The sequence below is a fragment of the Achromobacter sp. MFA1 R4 genome, assembly GCF_900156745.1.
Classification (GTDB): domain Bacteria; phylum Pseudomonadota; class Gammaproteobacteria; order Burkholderiales; family Burkholderiaceae_B; genus Achromobacter.
Genome location: NZ_LT707065.1, coordinates 2,174,007 through 2,187,528 on the forward strand (window position 1 = coordinate 2,174,007; position 13,522 = coordinate 2,187,528).

The 13,522-nt window shown below is 63.5% G+C and carries 21 protein-coding genes; 18 read left to right on the forward strand and 3 right to left on the reverse strand.

Going from position 1 to position 13,522, the window contains the following annotated elements; genetic code table 11:
• Window positions 1–5: 5 nt before the first annotated feature.
• The 15 genes from rpsN to rplQ all read left to right on the forward strand — a co-directional run bounded on the left by rpsN (window position 6) and on the right by rplQ (window position 7,781).
• Complete coding sequence (rpsN, locus tag BXA00_RS09835; RefSeq protein WP_006216527.1) at window positions 6–311, forward strand: 30S ribosomal protein S14; 306 nt, start codon at window positions 6–8, stop codon at window positions 309–311.
• A gap of 10 nt (window positions 312–321) precedes the next feature.
• Entirely contained in the window at window positions 322–717 is a 396-nt protein-coding gene (rpsH, locus tag BXA00_RS09840; RefSeq protein ID WP_006216525.1) for a 30S ribosomal protein S8, read from the forward strand.
• Between the two features lie 12 nt (window positions 718–729).
• Complete coding sequence (gene rplF / locus BXA00_RS09845; RefSeq protein WP_076518335.1) at window positions 730–1,263, forward strand: 50S ribosomal protein L6; 534 nt, start codon at window positions 730–732, stop codon at window positions 1,261–1,263.
• Window positions 1,264–1,284: 21 nt separating this feature from the next.
• Window positions 1,285–1,650 (forward strand): 50S ribosomal protein L18, encoded by a 366-nt coding sequence (rplR, locus tag BXA00_RS09850; protein ID WP_008168985.1) that lies wholly within the window; start codon window positions 1,285–1,287, stop codon window positions 1,648–1,650.
• Window positions 1,651–1,665: 15 nt separating this feature from the next.
• Complete coding sequence (rpsE, locus tag BXA00_RS09855; protein ID WP_008168987.1) at window positions 1,666–2,187, forward strand: 30S ribosomal protein S5; 522 nt, start codon at window positions 1,666–1,668, stop codon at window positions 2,185–2,187.
• Window positions 2,188–2,190: 3 nt separating this feature from the next.
• Window positions 2,191–2,376: a 50S ribosomal protein L30 gene (gene rpmD, locus BXA00_RS09860; protein ID WP_006216520.1), complete on the forward strand. Its 186-nt coding sequence runs from the start codon at window positions 2,191–2,193 to the stop codon at window positions 2,374–2,376.
• Window positions 2,377–2,385: 9 nt separating this feature from the next.
• A complete protein-coding gene (gene rplO, locus BXA00_RS09865; protein WP_056327061.1) occupies window positions 2,386–2,826 on the forward strand; it encodes a 50S ribosomal protein L15 in 441 nt (146 codons plus the stop codon).
• Window positions 2,827–2,839: 13 nt separating this feature from the next.
• Window positions 2,840–4,165 (forward strand): preprotein translocase subunit SecY, encoded by a 1,326-nt coding sequence (gene secY / locus BXA00_RS09870; protein ID WP_043519460.1) that lies wholly within the window; start codon window positions 2,840–2,842, stop codon window positions 4,163–4,165.
• 8 nt (window positions 4,166–4,173) lie between these two features.
• On the forward strand, window positions 4,174–4,392 hold the full coding sequence (infA, locus tag BXA00_RS09875; protein ID WP_003806927.1) for a translation initiation factor IF-1: 219 nt from the start codon (window positions 4,174–4,176) through the stop codon (window positions 4,390–4,392).
• A gap of 34 nt (window positions 4,393–4,426) precedes the next feature.
• Window positions 4,427–4,540, forward strand: a complete 114-nt coding sequence (rpmJ, locus tag BXA00_RS09880; RefSeq protein ID WP_003806928.1) for a 50S ribosomal protein L36 — start codon at window positions 4,427–4,429, stop codon at window positions 4,538–4,540.
• Window positions 4,541–4,583: 43 nt separating this feature from the next.
• Window positions 4,584–4,949 carry a 30S ribosomal protein S13 gene (gene rpsM, locus BXA00_RS09885; RefSeq protein WP_008168996.1) on the forward strand — a complete coding sequence of 122 codons (366 nt, stop codon included), beginning with the start codon at window positions 4,584–4,586 and terminating at the stop codon, window positions 4,947–4,949.
• Window positions 4,950–4,964: 15 nt separating this feature from the next.
• Entirely contained in the window at window positions 4,965–5,366 is a 402-nt protein-coding gene (gene rpsK / locus BXA00_RS09890; protein ID WP_006216516.1) for a 30S ribosomal protein S11, read from the forward strand.
• Window positions 5,367–5,377: 11 nt separating this feature from the next.
• The gene (gene rpsD / locus BXA00_RS09895) at window positions 5,378–6,001 is read left to right on the forward strand and encodes a 30S ribosomal protein S4 (RefSeq protein WP_006389633.1); all 624 of its coding nucleotides are present in this window, start codon (window positions 5,378–5,380) and stop codon (window positions 5,999–6,001) included.
• Window positions 6,002–6,215: 214 nt separating this feature from the next.
• Entirely contained in the window at window positions 6,216–7,202 is a 987-nt protein-coding gene (gene rpoA / locus BXA00_RS09900) for a DNA-directed RNA polymerase subunit alpha (protein ID WP_008169002.1), read from the forward strand.
• 186 nt (window positions 7,203–7,388) lie between these two features.
• Window positions 7,389–7,781 (forward strand): 50S ribosomal protein L17, encoded by a 393-nt coding sequence (gene rplQ / locus BXA00_RS09905; protein WP_006389635.1) that lies wholly within the window; start codon window positions 7,389–7,391, stop codon window positions 7,779–7,781.
• Between the two features lie 90 nt (window positions 7,782–7,871).
• Here rplQ and BXA00_RS09910 read toward each other — a convergent pair whose 3' ends face one another.
• On the reverse strand, window positions 7,872–8,324 hold the full coding sequence (locus tag BXA00_RS09910) for an HIT family protein (protein ID WP_076518336.1): 453 nt from the start codon (window positions 8,322–8,324) through the stop codon (window positions 7,872–7,874).
• Window positions 8,325–8,445: 121 nt separating this feature from the next.
• Here BXA00_RS09910 and cutA point away from each other — a divergent pair, with 121 nt between their 5' ends.
• The 3 genes from cutA (at window position 8,446) to BXA00_RS09925 (ending at window position 11,780) form a co-directional block, all read left to right on the forward strand.
• Window positions 8,446–8,793, forward strand: coding sequence for a divalent-cation tolerance protein CutA (gene cutA, locus BXA00_RS09915; RefSeq protein ID WP_076518337.1), 348 nt, complete (start codon window positions 8,446–8,448; stop codon window positions 8,791–8,793).
• An 89-nt stretch (window positions 8,794–8,882) separates the two neighbouring features.
• Window positions 8,883–10,685: a protein-disulfide reductase DsbD gene (gene dsbD, locus BXA00_RS09920; RefSeq protein ID WP_231952271.1), complete on the forward strand. Its 1,803-nt coding sequence runs from the start codon at window positions 8,883–8,885 to the stop codon at window positions 10,683–10,685.
• 213 nt (window positions 10,686–10,898) lie between these two features.
• Window positions 10,899–11,780, forward strand: coding sequence for a DMT family transporter (locus BXA00_RS09925; protein ID WP_076521885.1), 882 nt, complete (start codon window positions 10,899–10,901; stop codon window positions 11,778–11,780).
• An 18-nt stretch (window positions 11,781–11,798) separates the two neighbouring features.
• Here the strand turns inward: BXA00_RS09925 and hemB are convergent, their stop codons facing one another.
• On the reverse strand, window positions 11,799–12,815 hold the full coding sequence (hemB, locus tag BXA00_RS09930; protein ID WP_076518339.1) for a porphobilinogen synthase: 1,017 nt from the start codon (window positions 12,813–12,815) through the stop codon (window positions 11,799–11,801).
• Entirely contained in the window at window positions 12,812–13,435 is a 624-nt protein-coding gene (yihA, locus tag BXA00_RS09935; RefSeq protein ID WP_076518340.1) for a ribosome biogenesis GTP-binding protein YihA/YsxC, read from the reverse strand. The genes hemB and yihA overlap by 4 nt, the downstream gene beginning before the upstream one ends.
• Window positions 13,436–13,522: the final 87 nt, after the last annotated feature.

Genomic DNA, 13,522 nt, shown 5'->3' on the forward strand with positions numbered 1-13,522 from the left:
ATGACGTGGCTAAACTTTCCCTCATCAATCGCGACATCAAGCGCGCCAAGCTGGCTGACAAGTTCGCCGCCAAGCGCGCCGAATTGAAGGCGATCATCGACGACCAGTCGAAGACCGACGAAGAACGTTACCAAGCTCGGCTCAAGCTGCAACAGCTGCCGCGCAATGCCAACCCGACGCGTCAACGCAATCGTTGCGTGGTCACCGGTCGTCCTCGCGGCGTGTTCCGCAAGTTCGGCCTGACGCGCCACAAACTGCGTGAAATGGCGATGAAGGGTGAAATCCCCGGCATCACCAAGGCCAGCTGGTAGGAGAAACAATATGAGCATGAGCGATCCCATCGCCGATATGCTGACCCGCATTCGCAATGCGCAGCAAGTGGACAAAGTTACGGTGAGCATGCCCTCCTCGAAGCTGAAGGCGGCCATTGCCGCTGTGCTGAAGGACGAAGGCTACATCGACAGCTTTGAAATCAAGGGCACCCAGGCCAAGCCTGAGCTCGAGATCACCCTGAAGTACTACGCTGGTCGTCCGGTCATCGAGCGCATCGAACGCGTCTCGCGCCCTGGTCTGCGTATCTACAAGGGCCGTACCAGCATTCCTCAGGTCATGAACGGCCTGGGCGTGGCTATCGTTTCGACCTCGCGCGGCGTCATGACCGACCGTAAGGCTCGCGCCAACGGCGTCGGCGGCGAAGTGCTGTGCTACGTGGCCTAAGGAGAAATTCGAATGTCACGTATCGCTAAGTATCCGGTCGAACTGCCCAAGGGTGTCGAAGCTGACATCAAGCAGGATCAGATCACCGTCAAGGGCCCGCTGGGCTCCCTGACTCAAGCCCTGACTGGCGACGTCACGATTTCGCTGGACGGCAGCAAGCTCACGTTTGTCGCCGCCAACGATTCGCGTCACGCGAACGCCATGTCGGGTACCGTGCGCGCGCTGGTGGCCAACATGGTCAACGGTGTGAGCAAGGGATTCGAGCGCAAGCTGAATCTGGTTGGCGTGGGTTACCGCGCCTCGATTCAAGGCGACGCCGTTAAGCTGCAGCTCGGTTTCTCGCACGACGTTTTGCACCAGTTGCCGGCCGGTATCAAGGCCGAGTGCCCCACCCAGACGGAAATCGTCATCAAGGGCTCCAACAAGCAAGTCGTCGGCCAGGTGGCCGCTGAAATCCGCGCGTACCGCGAACCCGAACCCTACAAGGGCAAGGGTGTGCGTTACTCGGACGAACGCGTCGTCATCAAAGAAACCAAGAAGAAATAACGGCGCACGCAAGGACGAATCATGGACAAAAAAGTTTCCCGTTTGCGTCGTGCGGTTCCGACCCGCCGGAAGATCAACGAGCTGCGCGTTCATCGCCTCTCGATCTTCCGCTCGAACCAGCACATCTACGCCAACATCATTTCGCCGGAAGGCGATCGCGTTCTGGTCAGCGCCTCGACGGTGGAAGCCGAAGTGCGTGCGCAACTGGCCGGCCAAACCGGCCAGGGCGGCAACAAAGCCGCTGCTACGCTGGTCGGCAAGCGCGTGGCCGAAAAGGCCAAGGCTGCCGGTATCGAACTGGTCGCTTTCGATCGCTCGGGCTTTCGTTACCATGGCCGCGTGAAAGCGCTGGCCGATGCCGCGCGTGAAGCCGGCCTGAAGTTCTAAGCGAGGATCTGTCAAATGGCTAAAGTACAAGGCAAGAACGCCGCGGAAAAAGAGAACGATGACGGCCTCCGCGAAAAGATGATCGCGGTCAACCGCGTGAGCAAAGTGGTCAAGGGTGGTCGCACCATGAGCTTTGCCGCGCTGACCGTGGTTGGCGATGGCGATGGCCGCATCGGCATGGGCAAGGGCAAGGCGCGTGAAGTGCCGGTGTCCGTTCAGAAGGCCATGGAACAAGCCCGTCGCGGCATGTTCAAGGTCGCGCTGAAGAACGGCACGCTGCACCACACCGTGGTTGGCAAGCATGGCGCCGCTACCGTGCTGATCTCGCCCGCTGCTGAAGGTACCGGCGTCATCGCCGGCGGCCCGATGCGCGCAATTTTCGAAGTGATGGGTGTGCGTAACGTGGTTGCCAAGAGCCTGGGCTCGAGCAACCCCTACAACATGGTTCGCGCCACGTTGAATGGCCTGCGCGCCTCCCTGACCCCGGCCGATGTTGCTGCCAAGCGCGGCAAGACGGTCGAAGAAATCCTGGGGTAAATCATGGCTCAGAAGCAGATCAAAGTGACCCTCGTGCGCTCGGTGATCGGTACCAAGCAATCGCACCGTGATACGGTTCGCGGTTTGGGCTTGGGTCGCATCAACAGCAGCCGCGTGCTGGTCGATACGCCCGAGGTGCGTGGGATGATCCGTAAGGTGGATTATCTCGTTTCCGTCTCGGAAGCCTAAGGAATCACCATGTCGGATATGCAACTTAATACGCTGAAGCCCGCCGAGGGCAGCAAGCACGCCAAGCGCCGCGTCGGCCGTGGCATCGGTTCGGGTCTGGGTAAGACCGCCGGCCGTGGTCACAAGGGTCAGAAGTCGCGCTCGGGCGGTTTCCACAAGGTTGGCTTCGAAGGCGGTCAAATGCCGCTGCAACGTCGCCTGCCCAAGCGTGGTTTCACCCCGCTGGGTCAACACCTGTATGCCCAAGTTCTGTTGTCGGACCTCGAAGCCCTGCCCATCGACGAAATCGATGTGCAAGCGCTGAAGGCGGCCGGCGTGATTGGCCAGGCGGTTCGTTACGCCAAGGTCATCAAGTCTGGTGAACTCTCGCGCAAGGTCGTGCTCAAGGGCATTACCGCGACGGCTGGCGCTCGCGCCGCCATCGAAGCCGCGGGCGGCTCGCTTGCTTGATCAGAGGTGACGAGTGGCTAACGCGCAGGCATTGGGCAAATCCGGAGCACGATACGGCGATCTGAAGCGCCGTCTGGTGTTCCTGGTGCTCGCCCTGGTGGTTTACCGTTTGGGTACACACATCCCGGTTCCGGGTATCAACCCGGACGCGCTGGCGGACTTGTTCCGTCAGAACCAGGGCGGGATCCTGGGCCTGTTCAACATGTTCTCGGGCGGGGCGCTCTCGCGTTTCTCGATTTTTGCCCTGGGGATCATGCCGTACATTTCGGCATCCATCATCATGCAGTTGATGTCGGTGGTGGTGCCGTCGCTGGAAGCGCTCAAGAAAGAGGGCGAGGCCGGCCGTCGGAAGATTACCCAATACACCCGCTACGGCACGGTCGTGCTGGCGCTGGTGCAGGCTGTGGGCATTTCGGTGGCGCTGGAGTCCCAGCAGGGACTGGTGATCGATCCGGGCATGCTATTCCGCTTCACGACCGTCGTGACCCTGGTCACCGGCACCATGTTCGTCATGTGGCTGGGTGAGCAGATCACGGAGCGCGGTCTGGGCAACGGGATTTCCATCCTGATCTTCGCAGGTATCGTTGCGGGTCTGCCCGCGGCGCTGGCTGCACTGCTGGACCTGGTCCGCACCAACGCGATGTCTGTGCTTTCGGCGCTGTTCATCGTGGCTCTGGTGGTGCTGGTGACCGCTTTTGTGGTGTTCGTGGAACGCGGACAGCGCAAGATCACGGTCAACTACGCCAAGCGTCAGGTCGGCAACAAGGTCTACGGTGGTCAAAGCTCGCATTTGCCGCTGAAGCTGAACATGGCAGGGGTGATTCCGCCGATCTTCGCATCGTCGATCATTCTGTTCCCGGCCACGATCACGAGCTGGTTCTCCAGCAGCGAGAACATGCGCTGGCTTAGCGACCTGGCTGCGGCCCTGTCGCCTCGTCAACCGCTCTACATCACGCTGTACTCGGTCGCGATTATTTTCTTCTGCTTTTTCTACACGGCTCTGGTTTTCAACAGCCGCGAAACGGCGGACAACCTGAAGAAGAGTGGTGCGTTTGTTCCGGGCATCCGTCCGGGCGAACAAACGGCGCGCTACATCGACAAGATCCTGATGCGTCTGACGCTCGCAGGTGCCATCTACATCACGTTGGTGTGCCTGTTGCCGGAATTCTTGGTGATGCGCTGGAACGTTCCCTTCTACTTCGGTGGTACGTCTCTGTTGATCATTGTGGTGGTGACGATGGATTTCATGGCGCAGGTTCAGGCCTACATGATGTCTCACCAGTACGACTCGTTGCTCAAGAAGGCGAACTTCAAGGGCGCGGGTTTGCCGATGCGGTAAGCAAAAGAATGTCCAAGGACGACGTCATTCAGATGCAAGGTGAGGTTCTTGAGAACCTCCCGAACGCGACATTTCGCGTCAAGCTCGAAAACGGCCACGTGGTGTTGGGCCATATTTCCGGCAAGATGCGTATGCATTACATCCGGATCCTGCCGGGTGACAAGGTCACAGTGGAGCTCACGCCCTATGATCTGACGCGAGCCAGGATAGTTTTCCGCTCCAAATGAGCGGAACCGGATTACGGAAAATTAGGAGTCAACCATGAAAGTAATGGCATCGGTTAAGCGGATCTGCCGCAACTGCAAAGTTATCAAACGTCACGGCGTGGTGCGCGTTATCTGCACCGACCCGCGTCACAAGCAGCGTCAAGGCTAACTCGGGTTAGCGACTACGCAACGGATTTATTCAAGGAACAGTCATGGCCCGTATTGCTGGCATTAACATTCCGCCGCAACAGCACGCCGAGATCGGCCTGACCGCCATTTTTGGCATCGGTCGTACGCGCGCTCGCAAGATTTGCGAAGCGGCAAACGTACCCTTTGACAAAAAGGTCAAGGATCTGAGCGACGCTGAATTGGAACGCGTCCGCGAACATGTTGGTTTGTTCACGGTTGAAGGCGACCTGCGTCGTGAAGTACAGCTCTCGATCAAGCGTTTGATCGACCTGGGAACCTACCGCGGTATGCGTCACAAGCGCGGTTTGCCCGTGCGCGGCCAGCGCACTCGCACCAACGCCCGGACCCGCAAGGGCCCGCGTCGTGCTGCTGCGTCCCTGAAGAAATAATCGAGGAACAGGATTATGGCGAAAGCTTCCACCAGCGGCGCTTCGCGCGTGCGCAAAAAGGTCAAGAAGAACGTCTCGGACGGCATCGCGCACGTTCACGCTTCGTTCAACAACACCATCATCACCATCACCGACCGTCAGGGCAACGCACTGTCGTGGGCCACGTCGGGCGGTGCTGGCTTCAAGGGTTCGCGCAAATCGACCCCGTTTGCCGCGCAGGTTGCCGCTGAAACGGCTGGCCGCGTTGCGCTCGAGTACGGCATCAAGACGCTGGAAGTCCGCATCAAGGGCCCCGGTCCTGGCCGCGAGTCGTCGGTTCGCGCCTTGAACGCGCTGGGCATCAAGATCTCGTCCATCGCCGACATCACGCCCGTTCCGCACAACGGCTGCCGTCCGCCGAAGCGTCGTCGTATCTAAAGGGAATCCACATGGCACGTTATATTGGACCCAAATGCAAGCTCTCGCGCCGCGAGGGTACTGACCTGTTCCTGAAGAGCGCCCGTCGCTCGCTGGATTCCAAGTGCAAGCTGGATTCCAAGCCTGGCCAACACGGCCGCACTTCGGGTGCCCGCACTTCCGACTACGGCCTGCAGCTGCGCGAAAAGCAAAAGCTCAAGCGCATGTACGGCGTGCTGGAAAAGCAATTCCGCAAGTACTTCGCTGAAGCCGAGCGTCGCCGTGGCAACACCGGCGAAACGCTGATCCAGCTGCTGGAATCGCGCCTGGACAACGTCGTCTACCGCATGGGCTTCGGCTCGACGCGCGCCGAAGCTCGCCAGCTGGTGAGCCACCGCGCCATCGAACTGAACGGCCACACGGCTGACATCGCTTCGATGCTGGTCAAGGCTGGCGACGTCATCTCGATCCGCGAAAAGGCCAAGAAGCAAGGCCGCATCAAGGAATCGCTCGACCTGGCCACCAGCATCGGCATCCCCCAGTGGGTGGAAGTCGACACGACCAAGCTGACCGGTACGTTCAAGTCGGCCCCCGATCGCGCTGACGTCGCTCGCGACATCAACGAATCGATGGTCGTCGAACTGTACTCGCGTTAATCACGCCTGCCGGCGCCTCCTTCGCAAGGCGCAGGCAAGCTGGTCTCGCGACCCCGTTTGCACGTCCCGCAGCAGCCCGCTTTCGCCTTTTGGTGGAGCGGGCTTTGCGGTAAGTATCGGGCGGCGTTTTTGCGCTGTCCCAGTATCCAGTCTCACCCTGTCCATCAGCCTTATCGGTGTAACGAGCCGAGGGTATTGAAAAGGAACACAGTAAATGTCCACTCAAGGTTTCCTGAAGCCGCGCTCCATTGAAGTCGAACCGGTCGGCACGCACCATGCCAAGATCGTGATGGAGCCGTTCGAGCGTGGCTACGGTCACACGCTGGGCAACGCCCTGCGCCGCATCCTGCTGTCTTCGATGACCGGCTACGCGCCGACCGAAGTGCAAATGACGGGCGTGGTGCACGAATACTCGACCATCCCCGGCGTTCGCGAAGATGTCGTCGACATCCTGCTGAACCTGAAGGGCGTGGTCTTCAAGCTGCACAACCGTGACGAAGTCACCCTGGTGCTGCGCAAGTCCGGCGCCGGCACGGTGCTGGCCAGCGACATCGAACTGCCGCACGACGTCGAGATCATCAACCCCGGCCACGCCATCTGCAACCTGACGGAAGCGGGCAAGCTGGAAATGCAGATCAAGGTCGAAAAGGGCCGCGGCTATGTGCCGGGCAACGTGCGCGCGCTGTCGGAAGACCGCACCCACACCATCGGCCGCATCGTCCTGGACGCCTCGTTCAGCCCGGTCCGCCGCGTGAGCTACGCCGTTGAAAGCGCCCGTGTGGAACAACGTACCGACCTGGACAAGCTGGTCCTGGACATCGAAACCAACGGCGTCATCTCGCCCGAGGAAGCGGTGCGCCAGTCGGCCCGCATCCTGATGGACCAGATCTCGGTGTTCGCCGCCCTGGAAGGCGCTGGCGATTCGTACGAAGCCCCGGTCCGCGGCACGCCGCAGATCGATCCGGTGCTGCTGCGCCCGGTCGACGACCTGGAGCTGACGGTGCGTTCGGCCAACTGCCTGAAGGCCGAAAACATCTACTACATCGGCGACCTGATCCAGCGTACCGAAAACGAGCTGCTCAAGACCCCGAACCTGGGTCGCAAGTCGCTCAACGAGATCAAGGAAGTGCTGGCTGCACGTGGCCTGACCCTCGGCATGAAGCTCGAGAACTGGCCGCCCCTGGGCCTGGAGCGTCCCTAAGTCTTGAAAGGGTGCCGCCCCGGATCAGGGGCGTCTCCCGCAGCGCCCGGCTTCACCGCCGGGCGATTTGCGAAACCGTCGTAAAATGCCCCGTTTTCTACCGGACCGCGGCCTGATTGCAGGTCGATAGAAGAGCCGGCAACCCGATGGCGGAAACGCCGTCTTTAGATTCAAAGGAAACTTATCATGCGTCACGGTAATGGCTTGCGTAAGCTCAACCGCACCAGCAGTCACCGTCTTGCCATGTTCCGCAACATGGCTGTTTCGCTGATCACTCACGAAGCAATCAAGACCACGCTGCCGAAGGCGAAAGAATTGCGCCGCGTCATCGAACCCCTGATCACGCTGGGCAAGGAGCCCACGCTCGCGAACAAGCGTCTGGCTTTCGCCCGTCTGCGCGATCGCGATGCGGTCGTGAAGCTGTTTGCCGAAATCGGCCCGCGCTACGCGGCCCGTAACGGCGGCTACACCCGCGTGCTGAAGATGGGCTTCCGTCAAGGCGACAACGCTCCCATGGCTTTCATGGAACTGGTTGACCGTCCGGAAGTCGATGAAGCCGCTGAGGACAGCGCCGAGTAAATTCGGCAGCTCGATAAGCGACAAGGGCGGGTCTTCGGACCCGCCCTTGTTTTTTTTGGGCGGGCCGCCGGTGGCCTCGCGGCGGCCCGCTCAGGATGCGCGATCGGGCCCGCCCCGCAACTGCCCGCGCAACTCGGACGCGGTGGCCGCCAGCGCTTCCTGCGCCGGTTGGGGAGGCATCTTGAAGGTCAGGTCCTGCTGCTCGATGTACTGCGTGGACGTCAGGTCCTGCGGGTGGTGCATCGGGATGACATGGGCGTGCGCATGGGCCACGTGGATGCCGGTGAACGCAAAACCCACGCGCTCGACGCCGTACAGGCGCTTCATGTGGCGGCCCAGCCGCTGGCCGAGATTGACGATGCTCGCCGCCAGGTCGGCGGGCATGTCTTCGTAGTAGGGGTAGTGCTGCTTGGGAATGATGAGCGTGTGCCCGGGGCGCACCGGCTGGATGTCCAGGAAGGCCAGCAGGCGGTCATCTTCGTGGATGACGTGCGCGGGGATCTCGTGACGGGCGATGCGGCAGAACAGGCAGTTGTCGGACATGCTTGCCTCGGCGTGGAAGATGACGGCGCGGCGGCGGGCGCCCGGCTGTTCCGGGGAGTTGGCCGCAATACCGATAAAATACCCCGAGTTACATCCCACGCGGGTATCCCAAGGAGCTTCCATGTTGCGCGATGACGACGTCGTGCTGGTCATCAGCAATGCACCGGACCTGTTGCTGGCCAAGCGCATTGCGCACGTGCTGGTCGAGGACGGGTTGGCCGCGTGCGTGAACCTCGGCGCGCCCGGACTGTCCATCTATATGTGGAACGGCGAGGTCGAAGGCGCGGAAGAAATCCCCATCCAGATCAAGACCACCCACGCCCGGCACGCTGCCGTCGTGCAGGTCCTGGCGCAGATGCATCCCTACGACGTTCCCGAGATCATCGTGCTGCCGGTCATCGGCGGCGCGGCGCCTTACCTGGACTGGGTGCGCGAGCAGACGGCCCCTACGCAGAACAAGAGAAACTGATGTTGCAACTTGCCGGTACGGTTGGCGCGCACAGGCGCGCCGTCAGCGCGCCCCCCGCCTTGTTCAGGCGCTGCCTGGCGCTTCTGGCGATGGTTTTCCTGCTGCTGGGTTGGCAGGCCGCCGCGCGCGCGCAGGCCGAGTTCCTCGAACCCGAAAAGGCCTTTGTGTTCAGTGCGCAGATGGCGTCCGCGGACACGCTGGAACTGCGCTACCGGGTGGCGCCCGGCTACTACATGTACCGCGAGCGATTCGCGCTGGACCATACCCCGGCCGATGCCGTCACGCTCGGCGAGCCCGTCTATCCCAAGGGCGAGGTCAAGTACGACCCGACCTTCGAGAAAGACATGGAGGTCTTCCACAAGGATGTCGCGATACGCGTTCCGGTGGGCGCGGGCGAGCAGCCCTTCACCCTGACGTTGACCGGGCAGGGCTGCGCGGATGCGGGGCTTTGCTATCCCCCGATGGACAGCACGGTGACGCTCACGCCCGTGGCCGGCGGGTACACCGTGGCGGCCACGGGACTGGGCGGGGCGTCTGTGCCGCCAGCGTCGTCCGGGGGGCTGTCCGCGCTAGTCAACGCCGGCGACACGGGCCTGGCGGATGCCCTGGGCGGCCTGGGATGGGTCAAGACGGCGGGCGTTTTCCTGGTGCTGGGACTGCTGCTGGCCTTCACGCCGTGCGTCCTGCCCATGATCCCCATCCTGTCTTCGATCGTGCTGGGCGGGGCTCAGCAGCAGCGGCCCAGCCGGGGGCGCGGACTGGCGCTGGCGGCCACCTATGTGCTGGGCATGTCGGTGGTGTATACCGCCCTGGGCGTGGCCGCGGGTCTGAGCGGCGCGGGCCTTGCCGCCTGGCTGCAGACGCCGTGGATCCTGACCCTCTTCGCCATTCTGCTGGCCGTGCTGGCGCTGGCCATGTTCGACGTGTTCACGTTCCAGATGCCCTCCGGCGTCCAGGCCATGCTGTCCGAGCGCTCGTCGCGCGTGCCGGGCGGGCGCTATACCGGCGCGCTGGTGATGGGCGCGCTGTCGGCCCTGATCGTCGGTCCCTGCGTGGCCGCGCCGCTGGCCGGCGCCTTGCTGTATATCTCGCAGACCGGCGACGTGTTGCTGGGCGGGGCGGCGTTGTTCGCGATGGCCTGGGGCATGGGCGTGCCGCTGCTGATCGTTGGCGCGTCGTCCTCGGCCCTGCTCCCCAAGGCCGGACCCTGGATGGACGGCATGAAGCGGTTGTTCGGCATGCTCTTGCTCGCCACCGCCTGGTGGATGCTGATCCCCGTGGTGCCCACGTGGGTCCAGATGACGGGCTGGGCGTTCCTGGCCGTCGTCTCCGCCGTGATGCTGCGGGCCTTCGACGCCTTGCCGCAGGGCGCCGGCGCCGGCCGCATGTTCGGCAAGGGCCTGGGATTGCTGCTCGCGCTGGCGGCTGCGGCGTGGCTCGTGGGCGCCGCCAGCGGCGGGCGCGATGTCCTGCAGCCGCTGTCGCACCTGGCCGCGCGTGGCGAGACGCCGGCCGCTGGGACAGCCGAGGGCGAGATCAAATTCACCCGCGTGCGCACCAACGCCGAGCTGGACGCCTTGCTGGCGCAGAGCACCCGGCCGGTGATGCTGGATTTCTATGCGGACTGGTGCGTGTCGTGCCGCGAGATGGAGCGCTTCACGTTCACGGATGCCGGCGTCGCGCAGCGGATGGCGGGGATGGTGCTGGTGCAGGCGGATGTGACCGCGAACAATGCCGACGACCGCGCGCTGCTCAAGCGCTTTCGTCTCTTCGGTCCGCCCGGCATCATGTTCTTTGAACCCGGTGGCAAGGAAATCGCCGACGCGCGCGTCGTGGGCTTTCAGGATGCGAAGCGCTTTGCCGCGTCGCTGGATCGCGTCCTGACGCGCTGAGCGCGGCGTGGGGGCCAAGGTCGGGTGGCGGGCGCCCGCCATCGTCTGATGCGCGCAACGCGGCCTCACGCAGATTGAATCGAGGGAAGTGGCGATATACCATGGTCGCTTCGCCGCCCGCGCGGCGCATCCCACTCCCTCCAGGCCGACGCCGTGACGTCCCCCCCAATTGATGCAAGCCAGGACCGGCACGGTCTGATCTATCTTCAATTGATGTTCGTCATGGCCACGTGGGGCCTGAACATCGTCTCCATCAAGTACCTGACGCAGCACATGGACATCCAGGCGCTGGCCGCCGTGCGGATCCTGATTGCGTTCATCACGGTCACCCTCATCATCAAGGCGCGCGGCGGACGCATTCCCAAACTGGGCGGCGCGCAGTTGGGCTGGGTGGCGCTGGCGGGGTTCCTGGTGGTGTATGCGCATCAGGTGGCGCTGGTGTCGGGGCTGCGATTCTCGTCGGCGGCCAACGGCACGCTCATCATGGCCACCAGTCCCTTGTTGTCCGCCTTCCTGGCCGCCATTTTCTACCGAGAAAGGCTCACCACGACCCGTATCGCGGGCGCGCTGCTTGGCCTGGTGGGCGTGGGCATGGTGGTGGTGGGCGGCGGCGCGCAACTCGGGCTGACCGGCTGGGGCGACGCGGTGGTGTTCGTGGCGGTGCTCGTGTTCGTGTTCGGCGGCCTGGTCATCCAGCGGATGTCGCGAATGATGGATCCGCTGGGGATGCTCTGGTACATGTACCTGGCCGGCGGGTTGATGCTGATGGGCCACGCCGCGCTGACGCCGAGTTCCTACCAGGCCGGCACGTGGCAGATGGCGTGGTGGCCATGGGCCGTGCTGATGTTCTCGGCGGTCATCGCGTCGGGCGTCAGCAACATCGTGTGGAATGCGGGCATCGCCCGCCTGGGCATCAGCCGCGCGGCGCTCTTCGTGAACTGGCTGCCGATCTTCGGCCTGCTGTTCGCGGCCTTGTTCCTGGACGAGCACGTCACGCTGACGCACGTGGTCGGCCTGGGCTGCGTGCTGGGCGGCACGTGGCTGGGCCTGCGTCGCGGCGCGCAGCCGGGGCGTGCCGCGGCCGCGAAGGCGTGACCGGCCCGGGCGGGGAGCCTAGCGCTGGTTCTTGAGCAGCTTGGCCGCTTCGATGGCGAAGTACGTCAAGATGCCGTCGGCGCCGGCCCGCTTGAAGGCCAGCAGCGCCTCCATCATGACCTTGTCGTGGTCGAGCCAGCCATTGGCGGCGGCGGCCTTGATCATGGCGTATTCGCCGCTTACCTGGTAGGCGAAGGTCGGCACGCGGAAGGTGTCCTTGACCCGGCGCAGCACGTCCAGATACGGCATGCCCGGCTTGACCATGACCATGTCGGCGCCTTCCTGCAGGTCGCCGGCCACTTCGCGCAGGGCCTCGTCGAGGTTGCCCGGGTCCATCTGGTAGGCCATTTTGTTGGACTTGCCCAGATTGGTGGCCGAGCCCACGGCGTCGCGGAACGGGCCGTAGAAGGCGCTGGCGTACTTGGCCGAATACGCCATGATCCGCGTGTGGATGTGCCCATTGGCCTCCAGCGCGCGGCGCACGGCGCCGATGCGGCCGTCCATCATGTCGCTGGGCGCGACCATGTCGACGCCGGCTTCGGCCTGCGTCAGCGCCTGCTTGACCAGGATTTCGACCGTGGGTTCGTTGACCACGTAGCCGTCTGCGTCGATGACGCCGTCCTGGCCGTGGCTGGTGTAAGGGTCCAGCGCCACATCGCACAACACCCCCAGTTCCGGGAAGCGCGACTTCAGTTCGCGCACCACGCGCGGAATCAGGCCGTCGGGATTGGTGGCTTCGATGCCGTCCGGCGTCTTGAGGGCCGGGTCGATGGCCGGGAAGAGGGACAGCACCGGGATGCCCAGCGCCACGCATTCCTCTGCCACGGGCAGCAGGGTATCCAGGGAATAGCGCACAACGCCGGGCAGGGACGCCACGGCTTGCCGCAGGCCGGAGCCCTCGGCCACGAAGACCGGGTAGATGAGGTCGTTGACCGTCAGGGCGTTCTCACGCACCAGGCGGCGGGTAAAGTCGTCGCGGCGCAGGCGGCGGGGGCGGGAAACCGGAAACTCAGGGGTGATGATCTGCGGGTTCATGGTACGACCTTGGGGGAAATCCAATTTTCAATGTGGGCGCCGGCCTCTTCCAGGCCGATGCGCTCGGGCGCCGAGAAGGGAATCGTGTGCAGCGCGCCGATGTCGGCCAAGTCCTTGCGGACGGAGAACACGGTGCGCATGCGCTGGCCGTAAGGCAGCTTGTCGGCCTTGGTCAGCAGCGCCAGCACCGGACGGCCGGTGGGGGCGATGAAATTGGCCAGGCGCCGGTCCAATTCCGTGACGCCGCGGCGGATGTCGATGAGCAGCACGATGCCGACCAGCGATTCACGGTCGCGCAGATAGCCGCCCAGGATGTCCGCCCATTTTTCTTTTTCGTTGCGGGCCACCGAGGCATAGCCGTAGCCCGGCAGGTCGACCAGATAGCCGATGTGCGCTTCGGGATCCAGGGGGTCCGGCAGGCTGAACATGTTGATCAGGCGTGTGCGGCCCGGCGTCTTGCTGGAGAACGCAAGACGGCGCTGGTTGCACAGCACGTTGATGGCCGTGGATTTGCCGGCGTTGGAGCGGCCGACAAAGCAAACCTCGGGAGCGCCGGCGGCCGGCAACTGGTCGAGGCGAGCCGCGGAGGTGAGGAAAGAGGCGCGATGTAGGAGGGACACGGATGGCTTTGGATACGGTTGGTTTCGAGCCCTATTGTATAATCCGGCGTTTGCTACAGTGGTCCCCGTGCGCGGAGCCGTCTTTTT